Raw genomic sequence first — 20,489 nt, 5'->3', positions numbered from 1 at the left:
TGCGGAACTTCGTTCCGTTATGCGGTATTGGCAGATGGGATTTTACGGCTTAGGCTACGCAAATCAGAGTCGCGAACAATCGTGGAGGAGTGTTCGCAAAGGCTCGTTTAGGGAGGGGGATATATGGCCGAGAAATCGGAAGGACTGCCAATGCGGGGTGGCCGTGTATGACGGGCATGACGATGGAAGAAGCCATTCGCCACACCGTTGCCACCAACCCGACCTTTGAGGTTGTTGAGGCAGATGTACGCGGTGTTACGTATCGCACGTTTAAGAACATTCCCGGTACTGTTGCCGCATTGATGCTGGCCAGCCGCGAACAGCATGCCAACGGTGCCGCTGAATTTCTGGTCTATCAGGATGAACGTTGGACCTATGATGAATTTTGCGCGCAGGTGCACCGCATATCTCACGCGCTGCGCGATAGTTTGGGCGTCCAGAAAGGCGACCGTATCGGCATCGCCATGCGCAATTACCCAGAACTTTTGATGCTCACACTCGCCATTGCATCTGCGGGCGCTGTGGTGGTGTTCGTCAACGCGTGGTGGACGACAGAAGAGCTGGATTACGCCCTGCAAGACAGCGGCGCGAAAACGATCTTTGCCGATGGCCCGCGGTTGGAGCGTATGTTGCCGCTGCAAGGCAGCCTTGGCCTGCGTTTGATTGGTGTGCGCGATGGCGAGGGGATGACGGATCATTCGCTCACCGCACTTGCTGCTGACATGCCTGATACGCCGATTGCCGGTATCACGTTGGACACCGATGACGACTTTGCCGTCATGTATTCCTCCGGCAGTACCGGTAAACCCAAGGGCGTCGTACAGACGCATCGCAGCGCCGTAAGTGCCGTGTTTAGCTGGCTTATTCAGGCGGTCGCCGCCCCCTTGGTGAACCCGCCGCAGCCCGGCGATCCTGAACCGCCGCGCCCGTCCGGGCTGGTGGTGACCCCGCTATTCCACGTTACAGCAACGCACCCGTTGTTCCTGCTTAGCTTGCCAGCGGGGGCCAAGATATCGCTGTTGCATAAATGGGATGCAGAGGAAGCCGTGCGGGTGATCAACCGCGAAAAAGTCACGCGGTTTCTGGGGGTTCCCACACAGTCCGCCGATCTGCTGGAGGCGGCAAAACGGATGGGAGAGGAACTGCCCACGCTCACATGGCTGGGTGCCGGTGGTGCAAAACGCCCCGCCGCCCAAGTCGCACAATTGCAAGACCAGTTTCCCGCCGCCGAGATTGCCACCGGCTGGGGTATGACGGAAACCAACGCCCTTGGTATCGGCATGGTCGGCGAGGAATATAACAAACGCCCCAACGCCGCCGGTAAACTGCACCCACCGCTGCAAGACGTGCGGTTTCTGGATGATAACGGCAATGACGTGCCAGTTGGCCAATTGGGCGAAATCACCGTCAAAAGCCCCGCCAACATGCGCTGTTACCTCAACAAACCCGACGCCACCGCCGAGACGATGCAAGACGGCTGGCTGCGCACCGGGGATCTGGGTGTGATCGACGAAGAAGGGTTCATTACCATTCTGGATCGCAAGAAAAACATCATCATCCGGGGCGGCGAAAACATCGCCTGTCTGGATGTCGAAGGGGCGCTGCATACGCATCCCGACGTGATCGAGGCCTGTGCCTTTTCCGTACCAGATGAACGTCTGGGCGAAGTCGTCGGTGCCGCAGTGCAAACCCGCAGCGGCAAGGTGATGACCCCTGCCGAGATGGCCGCACATCTGGATGGCCATATTGCGAAATTCAAAATCCCCGAACAATTGTGGTGCCAAGACGGGCCTTTAATCCGTGGTGCCACCGACAAAATTGACCGCCGTGCGATCCGCGCCGCGTGTCTGGAACTTTAGGCCCTTGAGCCTTTGCTGAAAGGAAGACAGATGAACCACCCCACAGACGAAGAAATCGGTGCCTATATCGGCGCCGCCGGTAAAGCCGCGTGGGAGGTTCCTGACCTGCCCGCGGGTACCAAATTGCGCGATATCAAATCCGTCGGCATCATCGGTGCTGGCACCATGGGCGGCGGCATCGCGATGAACTTTGCCACGGCTGGCATTCCCGTGACCATCGTTGAGACCACGCAAGAGGCGCTGGATCGTGGTCTAAAAGTTGTGCGCGGCAACTATCAGCGCAGCAGTGATAAGGGTCGTTTCCCACAAGACGAAGTCGAAGCGCGGATGGACCGGTTTAACGGCCAGCTTGAGATTTCTGCCCTTGCTGATTGCGATTTGGTGATCGAAGCGGTGTTCGAAAACATGGAGCTGAAGCGCAAGATTTTCACCGAGCTTGACCGCGTGATGAAGCCGGGTGCCATTCTGGCCACCAACACATCGGCCCTGAACATCGACGAAATCGCGGCGATGACAAAACGCCCCGAAGACGTGATCGGGTTGCACTTCTTCTCTCCCGCCAACGTGATGAAGCTGCTGGAAATCGTGCGGGCGAAACACACGGCAAATGATGTGGTCGCGACGTCGATGGACCTTGCGAAAAAGATCAATAAGATCGCGGCACTGGTTGGTGTATGCCCCGGCTTCGTTGGCAACCGCATCCTGTTCGCCCGCCAAATTCAAGCGAACAAACTGTTGGCTAAGGGGCTGATGCCTTGGGATGTTGATGCTGCGCTGAACGCGTTCGGGTTTAAAATGGGCCCGTTTCAGATGTCCGACCTTGCGGGTTTGGATATCGGTTGGTCCAAAGGGGCCAAGACCGATAACCCGATCCGTGACGCGCTGTGCGAAATGGACCGTCGTGGCCAGAAAACAAAAGCTGGGTTCTATGACTATGACGAAGCACGCCGCCCGATCCCGTCGGATGTGGTTGCAGGCGTGATCAAAGACATCACAGGTGCTGAATCTTCGTCGATGTCAGCCGATGAAATCATCGAAATCTGCATCTATCCAATGATCAACGAGGCCGTCAAAATCCTTGAGGAAAATAAGGCGCAGCGCCCGTCGGACATCGATGTGGTCTGGCTGAACGGCTATGGCTGGCCCGCCGATAAGGGTGGTCCGATGTTCTATGGCGACATGGTTGGCGCGCAGGCCGTGCTGGATGTGATGGAACGTTTGGGCGCAGAAGACCCCGCCTTTGCCCCCGCGCAATTGCTGCGGGATCTGGCGAAAAACGGCGGAAAATTTACCGAGATTGATACCGGAGGGCTGAAAACATGAGCTATGAATTCATCAAGACGGAGAAAAAGGGTCACATCCTAATCGTCACCATGAACCGGCCCGAAGTGTACAATGCCGTTCATGCCGAAATGCATCAGGAAATGAGCGATTGTTGGGATGCATTTGCCGCCGATCAAGATCTTTGGGTCGCGGTGCTGACAGGTGCGGGCGACAAGGCGTTTACGGCGGGCAATGACCTCAAGGCCACCGCATCGGGCGGGTCCAAGAAAACGCTGGCACCCACGGGCTTTGCCGGTCTGTCGTCGCGCTTTGATCTGGAAAAACCGATCATCGCCGCCGTGAACGGGTTCGCCATGGGCGGCGGTTTTGAAACCGCGCTGTCCTGCGACATTATCCTTGCCGCTGATACCGCGAAATTCGCCCTGCCCGAAGTTAAAGTCGGGTTTTTCGCCTCGGCCTCGGGCGTGCAGCGTTTGTCACGCTACATCGGGCGCCTTGCCGCGCAGGAACTGATGCTGACAGGCCGTACGATTGATGCCGCCGAAGCGCTCAAACTTGGTTGCTGCAACGAAGTGATGCCAGCCGACCAGCTGATGGCGCGCGCGATGGAACTGGCGGAACAGCTGTGCTCTGTCTCGCCGTCGTCGGTCAAAGCGACCAAGCGGATTCTGAACAGCATGAACGTGGCCGAAGGCCTGCCCGAAAGCCTTGAATACAGCCGTGTTGTTCAGGGCGATCTGGCCCAAACGGAAGACTTTAAAGAAGGCGTGCAAGCCTTTGTCGAGAAACGCAAACCCAATTGGGTCAACAAATAATAGCCGAAATTAACAGCCGGGAGGCACCGAATGTCACATAACGAAGCAATGGCCGGAATGAACAATCTGGAAATGTCTGAAAAGGCCAAGCCGCTTTTGGCTGCCGTGATCAAACATATCCGCGAAAACGTCGATCCGATTACAGATGAATATTTCCGCCTTGGTGAAGGGCGCGCCGATCGTTGGTCCCATGCGCCGGGCCAGTTGGAACTGCTGGAAACCGCGAAAAAGAAGGCGCGCGAAAGCGGGCTGTGGAACTTCTTTTTGCCTAATGCAGAAACCGGCGAAGGCCTGTCGAACCTTGATTACGCCTACATCGCCGCCGAGCTTGGCAAAAGCCCGCTGGCGTCTGAATCGCTGAACTGTTCCGCGCCTGATACTGGCAACATGGAAGTGTTGGAACGGATCGGCACGCAGGAGCAAAAAGACACATGGCTCAAGCCGCTGCTGGCGGGTGAAATCCGGTCGGCGTTTGCGATGACCGAACCTGATATGGCGTCCTCGGATGCGAAAAACATCTCGACCTCGGCGGTGCTTGAAAATGGCGAATGGGTCATCAACGGCGAGAAATATTATATCTCGGGTGCCGGCGATCCACGTTGTAAGATCATGATTACAATGGTGAAAACATCGCCCGATGCTGAACCTTTCCGCCAGCAGTCGCAGATCCTCGTGCCCATCGACACCCCTGGTGTTGAAATCATTGGCCCCATGCATGTGTTTGGTCACGACGACGCGCCGCATGGCCATATGCACATCAAATTCACCAACGTGCGCGTACCAGAAAGCAACATCCTGTGGGGTGAGGGCAAAGGTTTTGAAATCTCTCAAGTGCGTCTTGGACCTGGCCGTATTCACCACTGCATGCGCTCCATTGGCGCGGCGGAAAAGGCGTTGGATCTGATGATCGAACGCGGTCTGAGCCGTGAAGCCTTTGGTAAAAAGATCATCGATCTGGGCAAAAACATGGAAACCATTTCTCGTGCCAAGATCGAGATTGAAGCCATGCGCTTGATGGTTCTTAAAGCAGCCAAGGCGATGGACGTTCTGGGCAACAAAGAGGCCCGCATCTGGGTCAGCATGATCAAAGCGATGGTGCCAGAAAAAGTCTGCAACATCATCGACCAAGCCATGCAGGTGCATGGCGCGACCGGTATTTCGCAATGGTCGCCGCTGTCCGGCATGTACACGTCGCAGCGCACCTTGCGCTATGCGGATGGCCCCGATGAAGTACACCACCACGTTATCGCCCGCGCCGAGGTCAAGGATTATCAAGAATCCAACCTGCGCACATCCCGGGCCCGCGAGGAAATCGCGACAGGTCGGACACGGGGGGGCGTATGACCCTTTTTGATCTCACCGGAAAGGTGGCGCTGTTAACCGGCGCCTCCAAAGGTATGGGGTTGGCGATGGCCACCGCCCTTGCCGAACATGGCGCAACCGTGGTGATCTCCGCACGCAAGCAGGATCAGCTTGATGCTGCTGCGGCTGAGATTAACGCGCTTGGCAAAGGCAAGGCATATGGCGTCGCCTGCAACGTCGGCTACAAGGATCAGCTGCAAGCGTTGGTCGATAAGACACATGAGCTGGCGGGTAAAATCGACATCGTGATCGGCAATGCGGGCGTAAACCCGTATTACGGCCCCACGTCAGAAATTCCCGACGATGCCTATCAAAAAACCATGAACGCCAATGTGCAGTCGAACCTGTGGTTGGCGCAGATGGTCGCCCCTGACATGGTCGAAAAGGGCGCAGGCTCCATGGCGTTCACGTCGTCTATCGGTGCGTTCAAACCATCGGTCATGCTGGGCACCTATGGCATGTCCAAGCTGGCGTTGATCGGCCTTGTGCGGAACCTCGCAGCGGAATTTGGCCCCAAAGGTATTCGTTTTAATGCGATCTGTCCGGGTTTGGTGAAAACCGAATTCGCACGCGAGCTCTGGGATAATCCCGAGGTCGAGAACCGCATCAAAAACGAGATCCCGCTGCGCCGCTTGGGCGAGGCCGAAGATTTCGCGGGTCTTGCTGTTTTTCTGGCCTCTGATGCCAGCCGCTACATGACCGGTCAGGCGCTGACCGTGTGTGGCGGATCAAACATGTGGACGTGAGGGGCTGATATGGAACTGAAGGATAAAATTGTCGTCGTCACCGGTGCCGCAAGCGGTATTGGCAAGGCGATGGCCATTCGTTTCGCCGCTGAAGGTGCCAAGAAAGTTGTCTGCGTCGATCTGAACAAGGACGGCGCGCAAGAGGTGGCAGACAGCATCGGTGGCGTCGCGTTTGGCGTGAACGTCGGTGTCGAGCAAGAGATCGCGGACATGATCGAAGCCGTCGAGGCTGATATCGGTCCGATCGATTTGTTCTGCTCGAACGCTGGCATTCTGACGGCGGGTGGCGTGGATGTCTCAAACGATGATTGGCAGCGTATTTGGGATATCAACGTGATGTCCCATGTCTGGGCTGCACGTCATCTGGTGCCACGTATGACCGAACGGGGCGGCGGCTATCTGCTGAACACCGCGTCGGCAGCGGGTCTGCTGAACCAGGTCGGCTGCGCACCATATGGCGTGACGAAACATGCAGCGGTTGCCTTGGCCGAATGGTTGGCGATGACCCATGGTGATGACGGGATCAAGGTTTCGGTCCTGTGCCCACAAGCCGTGCGCAGCGAAATGACCCGCGGTCACGAGGAATCTGTGGCGGCACTGGACGGCATGTTAGAGCCTGAACCCGTTGCAGAAGCCTGCGTCGAGACGATCAGGAATGAGACGTTCCTTGTTCTGCCGCACCCGCAGGTGTTGGATTACATGCGTAAGAAGACCGACAACTATGATCGTTGGATTGGCGGGATGCGCAAGCTGAACCGTCAGTTTGGCGACGTTCGCAACCCCAAGAAAGCATCGTCATGATTGGGTATACAACCGTCGGCACGACCGACATGGAGCGCGCCAAACAGTTTTATTGCGATCTGTTTGAGAGCAAGGGTGCCAAGGTACTGGTAGATGTCGGGCGCCTTGCGATGATCGGGACGGGTCGTGGCACGCCGATGATCGCGGTCTGCGAGCCCTATAACAAAGAGGCCCCTACCCCCGGCAACGGTGTGATGGTGGCCTTTACCGCAGAGACCAAGCCGGAAGTGGATGAAATATATGCCCGCGCGATCGAGTTGGGGGCAACCTGTGATGGCCCTCCGGGGCAGCGGGTTCCGGACCGTTTTTACGGTGCCTATGTCCGCGACCATGACGGCAATAAAATCTGCTTTTTCAAATTTGCCTAAGGCGAACCAACTGCCGTCCGCATCACGCGGGCGGCAGATTATAGACCCTGCGCGCTGTACCAGAAAACAGTGCTGTCTTCTCGGCCTCGGTTAGATGGGCCGACATCTTCTTGAACGCGTTCCAGATCACCGGATAGCTGACCGCCGTGCGGTCCACGGGAAAATTGCTTTCAAACATGCAGCGGCTTGGGCCGAAAACCTCTAACATATGCGCGTACCATTTTCCCTGCACCTCGACGATCTCGTCTGACGAGGGCGGCAAATCGCGGTGCATAAATCCATAGCCGTTGTCCGGCATGCACAGGCCGCCCAGCTTGGCCATCACGTTGGGGCATTCGGCCAGCTCGGCCATATGGTCTTTCCACGCCTCGAAAATCTCGTCGCGCTTACCCTCAAAACGGCCAACGCCCAAGGGCGTGCCAAAGTGGTCAAGGATCAGCATCGTGCCGGGAACCGCGCGGGCCAGATCAAGGAATTCCTGATGCTGGTGGTGATAATGCCAACTGTCCAGCGTCAGCCCGCGTTCACCCAAGATCGCTGCACCGCGTCTGAAATCAGGGTCGCCATATTGGTTCGGCACACCCCGCCCCGGAATGGCAAGGCTGGCCGGTTCCGGATCACGCGCACCGGAGTTGCGGATGCCTTTGAACAACCCGCCGCCCGCTTCGGCATGGGCATCCAGTGCTTCGTGCAATAACGCGGGGTCCAACACGAGTTCGGTCTGCCCGATGATACCTGCAATCTTGGCCTGTCCCGCGCCGGCGGTCGCCGCCATCTGCGCCACCGCGCGGGTTTCGGCGACGGATTGCAGATGTGCAGGCGCGTCCAAATCCCAATAAGACCGGCATTCGATATACATGGTTTGCACCACGTTATGCCCCGATCCTGTATCACGCCATAACGCGTCCATCTCGTACACGGCCGGGTTTTCATCGGTGCCGTGCCGCCACAAATGATGGTGCGGGTCCACGATCTCGCGGGCCGGATCGATGATTTCCTCAGTCACCAAACCCAACCAATCATCGCGAAGTTCAATACCGGGGCGCCATCCCGGATAGCGGCCACCGGTCTCGGTCATGCGGAAGGGTCTCTCTTTTTATAGGGGCGCATCAGGCCTTCTTGGGCCGTGGTGGCGGCCAGCTGGCCATTTTGATTGTAGATCAGCCCGCGGTTAAATCCGCGCGCGCCACCTGTGAAAGGCGCGTCCAGCTCGTACAGATGCCAGTCGGAAAAATCGATGGGGGCGTGAAACCACATGGCGTGGTCAAGGCTGGCGGTCATCACCTTGCCCTGAAACCACGTCAGCCCATGCGGGCGCAGTGACGACCCCAGCAGGTTCATATCCGACGCATAGGCCAGCAGACATTGCTGCATGATCGGCGATTGGCCTTTGGCCGCTTCCATGCGAAACCAAAGATAGTTTTTGTCCGAGGTTTTCTCAGGCTCGAACAAATCTCGCGGATCGACCTCGCGGATTTCGATGGGGCGCTCACGCAGGAAATCATCGCGGTGCTTTTCGGGGATTTTCTGAATGTAAGGTTCGCGCAGGTCGGGCCGGTCCAGCCAATGTTCGGGGCCTTTCACATCGGGCATGGCGTGCTGGTAGTCCCAGCCTTCTTCCTCCACATGGAAAGAAGCAGACAGGTTGAAAATCTGTTTACCATGCTGGATCGCAACGACCCTACGGGTGGTAAAGCTGCCCCCATCACGGGCGCGGTCGACCTGATAGATCACCGGAATAGACGGATCACCCGGACGGATGAAATAGGCGTGCAGCGAATGGCACATCCGGTCGGGTACCGTGCGATAGGCGGCCATAAGCGCCTGCGCGATAACATGCCCGCCAAAGATACGTGTGGTGGTTTCCCCGCCCGACCCGATGCCACGAAACAGATCGACCTCAAGCTGTTCAATGTCGAGCAGTTCAAGCAATTGGCGGGCGACGTCTGTCATGGGTTAGTCCTTTTGGGTCGCCCGTTTTGCGGCATAGGCGATATAGAAATCAAAGCTGTCCGGATTGGCCATTGAATCGCGGTTCACAACCTTTTCGGGGTCTTGCCCAAGCAACAGTTTTTTCACGGGAACCTCAAGCTTTTTGCCAGAAAGCGTGCGGGGTACTTCTGCGACTTCGATAATCTCGTTCGGGATAAAACGGGCGGAAACGTTCTTGCGAATTGCTGCGTTGATCTTGTCCTTAAGCGCATCATCGACGGCCACGCCTTGGGCAGGCACAACGAACAACGGCATAAAGCTTTCGCGGCCCAGAAATTCCAGATCGACAACAAGGCTATCCATCACCTCGTCCAGGCCTTCGACGGCTTGATAGATTTCAGCACTGCCAAGACGCAGACCTTTTCGATTAATCGTAGCATCAGACCGGCCATAGATCACCGATCCGCCTGCGGCGTTAATCTCGATCCAGTCGCCGTGGCGCCAGATGCCGGGATAGGTGTCAAAATAGCTGTCATGCAAGCGGCTGCCATCGTCGTCACCCCAGAAAAACAGCGGCATAGACGGCAACGGTTCGGTACAAACCAATTCGCCGACAATACCGGTCAGTTCATTGCCGTCTTCGTCATAGGCGCGCACCGCATTGCCAAGGGCGCGACACTGCATTTCACCTGCCCGCACCGGCATCCCCGGATGGCCCAGCACAAACGCGCCTGCCAAATCGGTCCCGCCCGAGATTGGCGCGAGCCAGACGTCCTTTTTGACGTCTTTATATATCCAGTCATAAGCGTCAGAGCTAAGCGGCGATCCCGTGGCCCCCAGCGATTTCAACGCGCTTAGATCCACCTCTTCCCTCGGGGTGATCCCGGCCTTCATGCAGCCGCTAAAAAACGCCGCTCCGGCGCCAAAAAAATCCAGTTTTTCATCTGCAACGAACCGCCAGATCACGCCCATATTGGGGTGGTTCGGGGCCCCGTCAAACATCGCGACAGTGGTGCCTTGGCCAAGGGCCGTAAACTGCGAATTCCACATGATCCAACCGGATGAGGTCAGCCAGCAATAGCGCCCGCCGGGTTTGAAATCATGGTGCAGCGATTGTTTGGCCGATTCCAGAATGATGCCACCATGGCCGTGAACAATCGGTTTAGGGTTACCCGTGGTGCCCGACGAATAGACGATCCACAGTGGATGATCGAAGGGCACTTGGGTCGAGGTATAATCGACCTTGTCATGCAGCAGATCATCCCACGCGATATGACCCGCGGGCAGGTCGCCGACAAAAGGCACGGTCACGCATTGGATAAGGCTGGGCAGTTCTGCTTCGATCCCTGCAAGAACCTCGCGACGGTCGATGGTTTTTCCGGCATGGACATAGCCATCTTGTGCGATCAGCACTTTGGGTTCGATCTGTTTAAACCGGTCCAGAATGGCAACGTGACCCATATCCGGCGCGCACAGCGACCAGATTGCACCAATGCTGGCCGTCGCCAGAAAAGCGATCATCGCGGTTTCGGTATTGGGCAGAACGGCGACCACGCGGTCACCTTTTTCAACGCCCATGCCGCGCAGACGGGCGGCCACACTAGCCACCTGCGCGCGCAGCTGGGACCACGACAGTACCTTGCGACCAAAGGTTTCCGACTGCACGATCAGCGCATCGCCATCCGGCTGGCTGTCGACATGCTTCATGATCTGATCGGTAAAGTTCAGCATCGCGCCGGGGCACCATTCGGTACCCGGCATCTGACGGTTTGCAATCACTTTGGTGTAGGGGGCGCTGGCCTGAACGTCGAAAAATTCCCAAATCGCGCCCCAGAACGCCGCCAGATCATCGACGCTCCACCGCCACATGGCATTGTAGTCGTCAAAGCTCAGCCCCTTGGTGTCCTTCAAGAACCTCTCGAACCCCGCCATGGTTGATGCGTCGTATCGGTCAAGCGCCGGTTCCCACAGAATTTCGTTCATGTCATTGCTCCATGGATCAGCGCCTTGAGCTCGGGGCGCGCAGGATAAGAACTGGACGGTGCCAGTTGCGTGAAAAAGACGACAGATAAATCCAGCACCGGATCGACCCAAAAGAAGGTGGACGCCATACCGCCCCAACTAAAATCGCCGACGCTGGACGGCACACGCACACGGCCGGGGTTCAGCACAACCGCCCCGCCAAGGCCAAAGCCCATCCCCTCCATCGGTTGCTCGGCAAAGCTGGCCGGACCCATTGATGCGATATCACCGGGCAAGTGATTGCGCATCATAAAGTCGAGCGTTTTGGGCGAAATCAGCCCTGCCCCCCCGGTGCGCAGCATTTCGGTGAACTTGAGATAATCATCAATTGTCCCAACCAGCCCACCGCCACCGGAATGCATTTGCGCATTCAAGAACGGCGATTTTTCAGGCCGATCAACGCAGCGCAGCGTGGGTTCTGCCGGTTTCGCTTCGTTCATGGCATAAGCACTGCCCGCAAGCGGTGTGTAGAGCGCGGCAAACCGTTCCTGCGTGCCTTCTGGCACAGAAAACCGTGTCTCATCCATGCCCAATGGCCCAAGGATTTCATCGACCAGAAATTGTTCAAGCGTCTTGCCCGATACCACCTCGACCACGCGGCCCAGCACATCAATGCTGACCGAATATTCCCAGCGGCTGCCGGGTTGGAAGGCCAGCGGTAATTCGGCCAAGCGGTCAGTCATCTCGGCCAATGATCCCTGATCTGCGCGGAATAGAATGTCGTGATCGTCCATCGCTTGGGGCAGTACGCCGGGATTAAACGGATAGCTTAGGCCCGATGTATGCGTCAGAAGATGATGCAGGGTCGGCGTTTGACAGGCTTCGGTCTGATCGATGCTGGTTGCCCCCGGAACAAGGCAGCGCATATCGGCAAAGGCAGGGATGAAATCGGACAATGGCGCATCAAGGTGAAACAACCCGCGTTCCGCCAGCATCATAATCGCGACCGACGTGATCGGCTTGGTCATTGAATAGATGCGCGCAATGGTGTCGCGTTCAAACGGTTTGCCGGTTTCGACGTCACGCAGACCTGTCGCGTTAAAATAGACCTCCTTGCCCGCTTGCGCGACCAAGACGGAACACCCGGCAAAGCGGTTGCGATCCACATAGCTGTCCATCCAGCTGCCAATACGGTCTAATCTACTGCTATCAAAACCCATAAAAAATCCTCCTGTGACGCATCAGCGCCTCAGGAGGATGAGGCCGCCAATAGCGACGTTTTTAACCTGCCTAAACGGCCCCGAGGATCAGACCTCGAGCCATTCCTTGCGCACATCATCCCGGGCTTTGAGATCAGCTGGCGTACCTTCGAACACGACCTGACCGTGGCCCATGACATAGACACGATCCGCGATATCCATGGCAATCGAAAGCTTTTGTTCGACCAGCAATGTGGAAATACCGCGGTTTGCGATCTCTTTCAGCACCTCGGCGACCTTTTGAACCATCTGTGGGGAAAGCCCCTCGGTCGGTTCGTCAATCATCACCAGATCAGGGTCGCCCATCAGCGTGCGACACATGGTCAACATCTGCTGTTCGCCCCCCGACAGAACCGACGCTTCGACGTCAGCGCGACGGTCAAGGTTTTCAAACATCTCGAACATGGCCTGCATCGACCAACGTCCCGCGCCATCCTTTTGGCCGGGTTTCAGGCCCAGCGTCAGGTTTTGTCGCGTGGTCAGACCGGGAAAGATATCGCGGTTTTCGGGCACATAACCAATGCCCATATTCGCGATCTGAAATGCCTTCTTGCCGGCGATTTCCTTACCCTGAAACTTGACCGAACCGTGGGGTTCGACCTCGCCCATGATGGCCTTGCAGGTGGTGGAACGACCAACGCCGTTACGACCCAAAAGCGCGACGATTTCGCCCTCTTTTACGTTCAGGTTCACACCCTGAAGAATGTGAGATTTGCCATAATAGGCGTGCATATCGGTGACTTCGAGCATCATTAGTGTTCTGCCTCCAATGCGGCGCCTAAGTAGGCTTCTTGAACGCGTGCGTCTGCGCGCACGTCTGCGGGTGCCCCGGTGGCGATGATTTCGCCATACACCAGCACCGAGATACGGTCAGCCAGGCCAAAGACCACGCTCATGTCATGTTCAACCATGATCAGCGTTTTACCTGCCGTGACCTTGAGGATCAGATCAGTGATGTAATCCGTCTCGGTGTTGCTCATCCCCGCTGTGGGTTCATCAAGCATGATCACATCGGCACCGCCTGCGATGGTAATCCCGATCTCTAGCGCGCGCTGTTCGGCATAGGACAACGTGCCAGCCGGCAAGTTCCGCCGTCCCAACAGGTTGATCTGGTCCAAAATGGCCTCGGCCCCTTCTGTCAGGTCGCGCTTGCTGTTGACCAGATGCCAAAAGCTGTACTTGTACCCCTGCGCCCAAAGCAAAGCGCAGCGCACGTTTTCAAACACGGTCATCGCCGGAAAGATATTGGTGATCTGGAAAGACCGGCTTAGGCCTTTGCGGTTGATCTGGAACGGCTCTAGCCCCGCCAGATTTTCGCCGTGCAGTTTCACCGTACCTGCCGTCGGTGCAAACCGCGCGGTGATCAGGTTGAACAGTGTCGATTTCCCGGCACCGTTCGGGCCGATAATGGCGTGACGTTCGGCCTTGCCGATGCTTAGATCAATGCCGCGAATAATCTCGGCTTTGCCAAAGCTTTTCTTGAGGCCGGTCAGTTCAAGGGCTGGTGTGCTCATGATGCGCCTCCTGCTGTGTTTGCTTCGTTCCACGCTTCTTTCAGGGATGGCGCTGTAACTTTGGCGATGCCAAGCCCGATCACCGTAATGGCCCCTGCTATGATCCATGGAAGGATCTCGTGGCTGTTAAAGGTTGTCCAGAACAGCGTCATTTCGACGTCTCCGGTGGCTGCGTGCCTGTAATGGAACGTCATTTCGACCAATGCGGCCAGTCCCAACAGCCCGATCGCCGCCGGTAGCAACGTCTTGATATAGGGCATTACAAGGCCGCTGGCCTTGCCCAATTTGAACGCCGGTACATGCATCATGATAAGTCCGGCCAAACCGCCCGGAAAGAACATCACCGTCGCCACGAAAAGCGTCCCTGCGTAAAACGCCCACAGTTCGGTCGACAGGCTGAGAACCGTTTGCAGCAAGGTAAAGGCAATCGCCCCGATGATCGGCCCAAAGAAGAAACCAACGCCGCCCAAGAAGGTCACCAGCAAGATCACACCTGAGGATGCGGTATTGAGGTTCTCTTCGGTCAGGATCTCGTAGTTGATGGCAAAAAGACCACCCGCAACGCCCGCGAAAAAGCCCGACGCGATAAAGCTGTAGTAGCGAACCCAACGTGCGGAATAGCCCAAGAACTGTGCGCGTTCCGGGTTGTCGCGGACCGCGTTTGCCATGCGGCCAACGGGTGTACGGCTCCACAGGTACATAAGTGCTGCGGAAATTACGAGCCATGCAATCGTCAGGTAGTAGACCTCGATCTGCTGAAGGAATTCGACACCAAAGAACGGTTGCGCATATGTACGGTCGCCGCTGATCCCTTCTTCGCCGCCAAAAAAGGCCACGATGATAACAGAACACGCGGCGATCAATTCACCCACGCCGAGCGAGATCATGGCAAATACAGTGCCAGCCGACCGTGTTGAAAACGATCCGACAATCATCGCAAGGCCCATGCCGAACAGGCCGCCAAAGACAGGCAGGATAACCAGCGGAATTGACTCAAAGAAATCCGACATGTTCATGATATGCATACAGGCGAACCCGCCCACACCCGCATAAACCGCGTGGCCAAAGGACAGCATGCCCCCCTGCCCCAACAGCATGTTATAGGCCAGCGCGAACACGATGGTGATCGACATCTGGTTCATGATTGTCAGCGCCGAGTTGTTCGTGAAAAACATTGGCAAAAACACCAAGACAACAGTCGCAATCACCCAAGGGGCCAGCGTCAGTGTCATGGAACCTGCGCGCATTCTCTCGGACGCTTTTGCAGGATCAGTCGTAATTTGATCTTGCTCGCGCGCGCCTTCTGGAACGTCGTGTTTAGGGTCTGAAACTGTCATGACTGGCGCTTTCCGAAAAGACCTGCTGGGCGGAAGATGAGGATCAGCACCATCAGGATATAAGGTAGAATGTCAGCGATCTGCGGGCTTGTCAGGCTCCAGAAGTCGCGAAAGACGCTTTCGCTTAGGTTTTCAGGTGTTGAGATACCTATCGCGTTCAGCAAGTCCTCCATTTCGATATTGTACGATTTGGCAAAGGTAGTGATCCAACCGATCAACAGGGATGCCACCAGTGCCCCCCAAAGGGACCCAAGCCCGCCAATCACGATTGTCACAAACACGATAGAGCCAAGCACGAAGGCCATACCCGGGAAGGTACCCAGAACGGGGCCGGCGATCACGCCCGCCAGACCGGCAAGCGCCGTCCCGACACCAAACACACCCATAAAGATCAACGGCACGTTGTGGCCCAATGCCTCGACCGTGCGGGGATAGCTAAGGGCGGCCTGAATAATCATGCCAACGCGGGTCTTGGTCAGAACATATAGCAGACCAATAAAGATCGCGATCGAAATAAAGATCATAAAGATTTTATACGCGGGGATAGAGTTGCCCGAGATCGCGAATGCGGTGAAGTTCAGCACATCTGGCACCGAATAGGGCATCTGGTTCTTACCCCAGATGAACTGCACCAGCTCTTCGATCAGCAGGGCCAAACCAAAGGTAAAGATCAGCTCGGGCACGTGTCCGTATTGGTGAACGCGGCGCAGGCCATAGCGTTCGACCCCTGCCCCTAAAACACCGACAATCAGCGGTGCGATCAAAAGTCCCATCCAGAAGCCGACGGCAATACTGATCTGATAGGCAAAATAGGCACCAAGCATGTAAAAGCTGGCGTGGGCAAAGTTTAGAACACCCATCATCGAGAAAATTAGGGTCAGACCGGCGGAAAGCATGAACAACAGCAATCCAGTTACCAGCCCGTCGATCAGATTGACGAGAATGAGGTCCATTGGGCCCCTCCAGGTGAGTGGTGGCAAAAACGAGAGAAAATTGGCCCGTCAGGATATACCAGACGGGCCGGGGAAACGCTGATTATGGGCGCTTCATTTCACAAGTGGTTGGGCTGTCCATCGACGCCATGACAACTGTGGATTCGGTGACAACACCGTAGTCCGAGTTATCATAGGTAAATGTCACGCCTTCGTTGGTATGCGCGTTGATGTGCATATCCTGGATCGCTTGGTGATCTTGCGGACGCATAAACACTTTGCCGCCCCACATGGTTTCGTATTCCATGCCTTCCAGCGCATTGGCGATCGCTACGACGTCATCAGCAGTACCTGCTTCTGAAATCGCCTTGGCCAGCATTCCGATTGTGTTCGAGATACGCGCCTGGTCAATGTTGCCGTCTGGATATTTCGCTTTGTACGCGTTGTAGTAGTCAGACGCTTCTTGGCTGGCTGGCGGGTTGATTTGGCCTTCGCCCACCAAACGGATGATGCCCTTACCGGATTCACCAAATGCCGCTGTGATACCGGACCCTGCCGCATAATAGGTGTAGATCGGGCCGGTAAAGCCGTTTTCGATGATGGACTTACCAAGGCCAAGCATGTCTGCGCCCCAGTTACCGGTGATGACCGCATCCGCACCCGAAGCAACGATCTTGCGGGCATATGGGGTAAAGTCTTTTACCTTGCCGATTGGGTGCAGCTCGTCACCAACGATCTCGATGTCAGCGCGTTTTTCGCCAAGCATTTTGTTCGCGGCGGCGGAAACCGACTTACCAAAGGAATAGTCCTGGCCGATGATGTAGACCTTGTTGATGCTGTCGTTTTCGGCGATCACATCGGTCAGCGCGTCCATTTTGATGTCTGCGTTGGCATCAAAACGGAAGTGCCAGAAGTTACACTTGTCGTTGGTCAATGCAGGGTCAACAGCGGCGTAGTTCAAGAACAGAACGCGGCTGTCAGGGTTCCGGCGGTTGTGCTTGTCAACGGCTTCGGTCAGCGCGTTTGCAACGCCCGAGGAGTTACCCTGAACGATGAAACGAACACCTTGGTCGATGGCGACCTGAAGCTGAATGAGCGATTCCTTGGGGCTGATTTTGTTGTCATAGCCGATGACTTCCATCATCTGGCCATCCAGCAAGCCGCCCTTTTCGTTGACCATATAATCAGCAGCGAATTCAAACTGATGCAGGCCGTTCGTACCGGTGCTGGCAAACGGGCCAGACAGTGGGTCAATGAATGCAACTTTGATATTTTCGGCAAAGGCAGCGCTTGCGCCCAAGACCAAAGAAAGCGCAGATACAGCGCCCAGTTTAGTGATATTTTTCATTTTAATCCTCCCAAGGACGGCCCGGCGCTTTGATGCGTTTTTTATGGAATGCCAAGCCTTGGTCGAAGCCTTGCACAATGGCTTACATTGTCAAGCGCCTCTGTTCAAAAGTTGCGGCAATATGGGGCATGTTATGTCATATATTGCGCCATCAAATATTTGCGCAATATATGATCAAATTTTCCTCTGTCGCCGATATTTTGGGCAGAGAGGTTGTTAAGCGTTTGTTATTTATATCGTTTCCCAAACCAGCGAAATTTGAGCCGTTGCAAACAAATTGAACAGCTTCCTGACAAACGTCCGCCAGACAATGGAGCGAAATTTTTTTCCCTTACGTCACTTTTTTTTGACGATGCAAATTGGCGCATTCCGAAACCGCTATCATATTCGCAACATGACAGAATTTTCGCGGAGCACGCGAATTTGAGCAGGGTTTTTCACTTGATTCTGGAGGACAAACGGCACGGCCAGGCAAGCAGTTAAATCCGGATGCTGATTGCCTCTGCCGCCTTGATCAAACGTTTTGCATAGACCGTTTCAAGCTGCTTCTTTTTAACGTGAAACGCGGGGCCGCCAATGTTCAAGCCATAGACCAAAGACCCGTTGGGGGAAAACACTGGCACCGCAATCCCGTTCACGTCTGGCCGCCAGTCCCCATAGCTTGAGCAGAACCCTTTTTCGGCGAATTCGGTGACCGCAGCAGCATAGCTTTCGCGACCGCGCTTTTCTAATGCAGCATCGGTTTGCGCAGCGATGCCAAAGGCCCGTTCGCGCATCGCCTCGTCCATGCCCACCATAATGGCGCGGCCAATCGCGGAATCGAACAGCGGCAAACGTGACCCGACGCGCATTTGCAGCGCGACATCTTCGCGGGACCGTTTCGTACAAACATAAACGACGTCCAAGCGATACGGTTCACCAATCGCGACGGTGATATAAGAGTTCGGACCGTCCCGCAGCGCCTTCATCTCTTCGGCAGCGCGGTCGCCAATCTCCATGCTCGTCAGCACGCCGAAGCCCAGTTGCAATACGCCCGCGCCCAACCGGTAAGTGCCCGTGCGCGGATCAGCGATCAGATAGTCCAGTTCGCACAAGGTGTGGGTCAACCGTGAAACCGTCGCCTTGGGCAATCCGGTGCGTTCTGAAAAGTCGGTATTCGTCAGCGCGGATTCATTCTGGCGAAAACAGCGCAAAACATCGAGCCCACGCGCCAGGGCCGTGACAAAGTTTCTATCCTTTGCCTCTGACGGATCGGTTGCGAACTCGTGGTTTGCCATCTTATTATCTTTCCAACGCTTTCAAGCCATTAGCGGCAAAAACCGGCACATAGGCACCGACCTTCATTGCGCGTTCCGGGTTTGACGCGTTGCCATCCAGCGCACGTTTCAACACGCCCTGAATGATCCCGGCCATGCGGAAAAAGCAAAAGGCGACGTAAAAGCCAAAGTTGTCGATCCCGTCCAAACCCCGACGTTCGCAATATTTAGCGATAAATTCCTCGTCCGTTGGCAGGCCAAGCGCGCCGCGATCAGCGCCCCCAAATCCACGTCCTTCGGTGCCGGCAGGCATCTGCCATTGCATGATCACTGCGGCCAAATCGGCATAGGGGTGGCCAATGGTGGACAGTTCCCAATCCAATACCGCCAGACATTTTGTGCCGTCTTTCTCGAACATCATATTGTCGATGCGATAATCGCCATGCACCAACGTGCGTTGCCCGTCATCGGCTGGAATGCTAGCTGTCAGGCGCTCAATCAGCTCGTTCATCGCGGGCTGATCTTCGGTCTCCGAGGCGCGGTATTGCTTGGTCCATCGGGCGATCTGGCGCTCGTAATAGTTTCCAGGGGGGCCGTAATCCGCCAGCCCGACAGCATCGATATCGACATCATGCAGCGCCGCCAGAACGCGGTTCATTTCATCCATGATCCCGGCGCGCACTTCATTGGTCTCGTCCAGCATCCGCGGATCCATGAAATTACGCCCGTTGACGTGGTCCATGATGTAGAATGCCGACCCGATAACATCATCATCTTCGCACAACAGATGCATTTTTGACACCGGTACGTCCGTGTCTTGCAACGCCTTTTGCACACGAAATTCGCGGTCAACCGCATGGGCAGATTTCAGCAGAACACCGGGGGGCTTGCGGCGCAGCACAAAATTGCGGCTGGGTGTCTTCAAAAGGAACGTCGGGTTGGACTGGCCAGCCTGAAATTTCGACACTTCAAGCGGGCCTTCAAAGCCTTCAAGATGCTTTTCCAGATAGGCAGTGACCTTTGGAATATCGAGCGTTTGCGTATCGGTACTCATGGGTTCATTCCTTAGCTATAGGTCAGCATGCCAGCGGCGTCGCCAGACATCATATGCGGTGTCGCGTTGAATTCATGCAGAAAAAACGCGGAGTTGGTGAAAACAAATTTGGTGATCGACGTATTCTTGATCTGTAGGTTCAGGGTCATCATCATCTTATCCGGTGCGCCCAGTGACGCCGCCGTCAATTGCCCGATCACCCCGCCCGAGCTGACGGCCAACACGCGGTCTGCCCCGGTGGCACAGGCGGCAAGACGCGCCGCTTCGACGCGGCCGGTAAATGTGCCCCAGCTTTCGGCAGGGTTTTCGATTTCATTGGCCTGCCATTGAAATACCGTCTCGCGCAGGGTGCGGAAATGAACCTTGCGGTCGCCTTTGACCAGATCCGGCACATCGCCGTTATAGCGTGCGCTTAACAGATCCTGAAAATCATATTCGTTGAACCCTGCGTGTTCATCGCCCGCCTCAAACCCCATCGAGGCAAGCGTTTCTTTTTGGCGGGTCAGGGTGCCGGTAATCGTCCGATCCGGCACCCATCCCATCTCTCGAAGGGCCTGACCAACCGCCGCAGATTGCTGGTGTCCGAGGTCCGACAGCTTGTCATAGTTGTCAGCCCCGAATGACGCCTGTCCGTGGCGGATGACCAAAAGCTCTCCCATT

General features: G+C 56.1%; 19 protein-coding genes. 7 read left to right on the top strand and 12 right to left on the bottom strand.

What is annotated here, in order from left to right:
* The first annotated feature begins 167 nt into the window (after nucleotides 1–167).
* Genes AADJ11_RS17745 through AADJ11_RS17715 form a run of 7 tightly spaced genes read left to right on the top strand, consistent with a single transcriptional unit; the run spans nucleotide 168 to nucleotide 7,235 of the window.
* A complete protein-coding gene (locus tag AADJ11_RS17745; RefSeq protein ID WP_341235774.1) occupies nucleotides 168–1,859 on the top strand; it encodes a class I adenylate-forming enzyme family protein in 1,692 nt (563 codons plus the stop codon).
* A gap of 30 nt (nucleotides 1,860–1,889) precedes the next feature.
* Nucleotides 1,890–3,182, top strand: coding sequence for a 3-hydroxyacyl-CoA dehydrogenase NAD-binding domain-containing protein (locus AADJ11_RS17740; RefSeq protein ID WP_341235773.1), 1,293 nt, complete (start codon nucleotides 1,890–1,892; stop codon nucleotides 3,180–3,182).
* Nucleotides 3,179–3,958, top strand: coding sequence for an enoyl-CoA hydratase-related protein (locus tag AADJ11_RS17735; protein ID WP_341235772.1), 780 nt, complete (start codon nucleotides 3,179–3,181; stop codon nucleotides 3,956–3,958). Before AADJ11_RS17740 ends, AADJ11_RS17735 begins: the two co-directional genes overlap by 4 nt.
* 57 nt (nucleotides 3,959–4,015) lie before the next feature.
* Nucleotides 4,016–5,302, top strand: coding sequence for an acyl-CoA dehydrogenase family protein (locus AADJ11_RS17730; protein WP_341235833.1), 1,287 nt, complete (start codon nucleotides 4,016–4,018; stop codon nucleotides 5,300–5,302).
* On the top strand, nucleotides 5,299–6,066 hold the full coding sequence (locus AADJ11_RS17725) for an SDR family oxidoreductase (RefSeq protein WP_341235771.1): 768 nt from the start codon (nucleotides 5,299–5,301) through the stop codon (nucleotides 6,064–6,066). The genes AADJ11_RS17730 and AADJ11_RS17725 overlap by 4 nt, the downstream gene beginning before the upstream one ends.
* A 9-nt stretch (nucleotides 6,067–6,075) precedes the next feature.
* Nucleotides 6,076–6,867: an SDR family oxidoreductase gene (locus AADJ11_RS17720; RefSeq protein ID WP_341235770.1), complete on the top strand. Its 792-nt coding sequence runs from the start codon at nucleotides 6,076–6,078 to the stop codon at nucleotides 6,865–6,867.
* The gene (locus tag AADJ11_RS17715) at nucleotides 6,864–7,235 is read left to right on the top strand and encodes a VOC family protein (RefSeq protein WP_341235769.1); all 372 of its coding nucleotides are present in this window, start codon (nucleotides 6,864–6,866) and stop codon (nucleotides 7,233–7,235) included. The genes AADJ11_RS17720 and AADJ11_RS17715 overlap by 4 nt, the downstream gene beginning before the upstream one ends.
* A 22-nt stretch (nucleotides 7,236–7,257) precedes the next feature.
* On the opposite strand, the gene AADJ11_RS17710 is transcribed toward AADJ11_RS17715, so the two are convergent.
* The 12 genes from AADJ11_RS17710 to AADJ11_RS17655 all read right to left on the bottom strand — a co-directional run bounded on the left by AADJ11_RS17710 (nucleotide 7,258) and on the right by AADJ11_RS17655 (nucleotide 20,488).
* The gene (locus AADJ11_RS17710; RefSeq protein WP_341235768.1) at nucleotides 7,258–8,313 is read right to left on the bottom strand and encodes an amidohydrolase family protein; all 1,056 of its coding nucleotides are present in this window, start codon (nucleotides 8,311–8,313) and stop codon (nucleotides 7,258–7,260) included.
* A complete protein-coding gene (locus AADJ11_RS17705; RefSeq protein WP_093917456.1) occupies nucleotides 8,310–9,188 on the bottom strand; it encodes an acyl-CoA thioesterase II in 879 nt (292 codons plus the stop codon). Before AADJ11_RS17705 ends, AADJ11_RS17710 begins: the two co-directional genes overlap by 4 nt.
* Before the next feature lie 3 nt (nucleotides 9,189–9,191).
* Nucleotides 9,192–11,150, bottom strand: a complete 1,959-nt coding sequence (locus AADJ11_RS17700; RefSeq protein WP_341235767.1) for an acetoacetate--CoA ligase — start codon at nucleotides 11,148–11,150, stop codon at nucleotides 9,192–9,194.
* Complete coding sequence (locus AADJ11_RS17695; RefSeq protein WP_341235766.1) at nucleotides 11,147–12,349, bottom strand: serine hydrolase domain-containing protein; 1,203 nt, start codon at nucleotides 12,347–12,349, stop codon at nucleotides 11,147–11,149. The genes AADJ11_RS17700 and AADJ11_RS17695 overlap by 4 nt, the downstream gene beginning before the upstream one ends.
* 87 nt (nucleotides 12,350–12,436) lie before the next feature.
* Nucleotides 12,437–13,141, bottom strand: a complete 705-nt coding sequence (locus AADJ11_RS17690) for an ABC transporter ATP-binding protein (protein ID WP_341235765.1) — start codon at nucleotides 13,139–13,141, stop codon at nucleotides 12,437–12,439.
* The gene (locus tag AADJ11_RS17685) at nucleotides 13,141–13,902 is read right to left on the bottom strand and encodes an ABC transporter ATP-binding protein (protein WP_341235764.1); all 762 of its coding nucleotides are present in this window, start codon (nucleotides 13,900–13,902) and stop codon (nucleotides 13,141–13,143) included. Before AADJ11_RS17685 ends, AADJ11_RS17690 begins: the two co-directional genes overlap by 1 nt.
* The gene (locus AADJ11_RS17680) at nucleotides 13,899–15,239 is read right to left on the bottom strand and encodes a branched-chain amino acid ABC transporter permease (protein WP_341235763.1); all 1,341 of its coding nucleotides are present in this window, start codon (nucleotides 15,237–15,239) and stop codon (nucleotides 13,899–13,901) included. Before AADJ11_RS17680 ends, AADJ11_RS17685 begins: the two co-directional genes overlap by 4 nt.
* Nucleotides 15,236–16,192: a branched-chain amino acid ABC transporter permease gene (locus AADJ11_RS17675; RefSeq protein ID WP_341235762.1), complete on the bottom strand. Its 957-nt coding sequence runs from the start codon at nucleotides 16,190–16,192 to the stop codon at nucleotides 15,236–15,238. The genes AADJ11_RS17680 and AADJ11_RS17675 overlap by 4 nt, the downstream gene beginning before the upstream one ends.
* An 82-nt stretch (nucleotides 16,193–16,274) precedes the next feature.
* Nucleotides 16,275–17,519 (bottom strand): branched-chain amino acid ABC transporter substrate-binding protein, encoded by a 1,245-nt coding sequence (locus AADJ11_RS17670; protein WP_341235761.1) that lies wholly within the window; start codon nucleotides 17,517–17,519, stop codon nucleotides 16,275–16,277.
* A 479-nt stretch (nucleotides 17,520–17,998) separates the two neighbouring features.
* A complete protein-coding gene (locus tag AADJ11_RS17665) occupies nucleotides 17,999–18,796 on the bottom strand; it encodes an IclR family transcriptional regulator (RefSeq protein ID WP_341235760.1) in 798 nt (265 codons plus the stop codon).
* Nucleotides 18,797–18,800: 4 nt separating this feature from the next.
* On the bottom strand, nucleotides 18,801–19,829 hold the full coding sequence (locus AADJ11_RS17660; protein ID WP_341235759.1) for a phosphotransferase family protein: 1,029 nt from the start codon (nucleotides 19,827–19,829) through the stop codon (nucleotides 18,801–18,803).
* An 11-nt stretch (nucleotides 19,830–19,840) separates the two neighbouring features.
* Complete coding sequence (locus AADJ11_RS17655) at nucleotides 19,841–20,488, bottom strand: histidine phosphatase family protein (RefSeq protein WP_341235758.1); 648 nt, start codon at nucleotides 20,486–20,488, stop codon at nucleotides 19,841–19,843.
* Nucleotide 20,489: the final 1 nt, after the last annotated feature.

This window comes from uncultured Sulfitobacter sp. (assembly GCF_964021855.1).
Classification (GTDB): Bacteria; Pseudomonadota; Alphaproteobacteria; order Rhodobacterales; family Rhodobacteraceae; genus Sulfitobacter.
Note: the sequence above shows the minus strand (reverse complement) of the source record. Positions and strands in the feature narration are given on the sequence as shown.

Excerpts from the sequence above, each read along its gene's own strand:
- AADJ11_RS17680 (WP_341235763.1), bottom strand. The coding sequence starts at position 15,239 with ATGACAGTTTCAGACCCTAAACACGACGTTCCAGAAGGCGCGCGCGAG.
- AADJ11_RS17675 (WP_341235762.1), bottom strand. The coding sequence starts at position 16,192 with ATGGACCTCATTCTCGTCAATCTGATCGACGGGCTGGTAACTGGATTG.
- AADJ11_RS17685 (WP_341235764.1), bottom strand. The coding sequence starts at position 13,902 with ATGAGCACACCAGCCCTTGAACTGACCGGCCTCAAGAAAAGCTTTGGC.
- AADJ11_RS17655 (WP_341235758.1), bottom strand. The coding sequence starts at position 20,488 with ATGGGAGAGCTTTTGGTCATCCGCCACGGACAGGCGTCATTCGGGGCT.
- AADJ11_RS17705 (WP_093917456.1), bottom strand. The coding sequence starts at position 9,188 with ATGACAGACGTCGCCCGCCAATTGCTTGAACTGCTCGACATTGAACAG.
- AADJ11_RS17695 (WP_341235766.1), bottom strand. The coding sequence starts at position 12,349 with ATGGGTTTTGATAGCAGTAGATTAGACCGTATTGGCAGCTGGATGGAC.
- AADJ11_RS17690 (WP_341235765.1), bottom strand. The coding sequence starts at position 13,141 with ATGATGCTCGAAGTCACCGATATGCACGCCTATTATGGCAAATCTCAC.
- AADJ11_RS17715 (WP_341235769.1), top strand. The coding sequence starts at position 6,864 with ATGATTGGGTATACAACCGTCGGCACGACCGACATGGAGCGCGCCAAA.
- AADJ11_RS17700 (WP_341235767.1), bottom strand. The coding sequence starts at position 11,150 with ATGAACGAAATTCTGTGGGAACCGGCGCTTGACCGATACGACGCATCA.
- AADJ11_RS17710 (WP_341235768.1), bottom strand. The coding sequence starts at position 8,313 with ATGACCGAGACCGGTGGCCGCTATCCGGGATGGCGCCCCGGTATTGAA.
- AADJ11_RS17660 (WP_341235759.1), bottom strand. The coding sequence starts at position 19,829 with ATGAGTACCGATACGCAAACGCTCGATATTCCAAAGGTCACTGCCTAT.
- AADJ11_RS17730 (WP_341235833.1), top strand. The coding sequence starts at position 4,016 with ATGAACAATCTGGAAATGTCTGAAAAGGCCAAGCCGCTTTTGGCTGCC.
- AADJ11_RS17720 (WP_341235770.1), top strand. The coding sequence starts at position 6,076 with ATGGAACTGAAGGATAAAATTGTCGTCGTCACCGGTGCCGCAAGCGGT.
- AADJ11_RS17725 (WP_341235771.1), top strand. The coding sequence starts at position 5,299 with ATGACCCTTTTTGATCTCACCGGAAAGGTGGCGCTGTTAACCGGCGCC.
- AADJ11_RS17670 (WP_341235761.1), bottom strand. The coding sequence starts at position 17,519 with ATGAAAAATATCACTAAACTGGGCGCTGTATCTGCGCTTTCTTTGGTC.
- AADJ11_RS17745 (WP_341235774.1), top strand. The coding sequence starts at position 168 with ATGACGGGCATGACGATGGAAGAAGCCATTCGCCACACCGTTGCCACC.
- AADJ11_RS17665 (WP_341235760.1), bottom strand. The coding sequence starts at position 18,796 with ATGGCAAACCACGAGTTCGCAACCGATCCGTCAGAGGCAAAGGATAGA.
- AADJ11_RS17740 (WP_341235773.1), top strand. The coding sequence starts at position 1,890 with ATGAACCACCCCACAGACGAAGAAATCGGTGCCTATATCGGCGCCGCC.
- AADJ11_RS17735 (WP_341235772.1), top strand. The coding sequence starts at position 3,179 with ATGAGCTATGAATTCATCAAGACGGAGAAAAAGGGTCACATCCTAATC.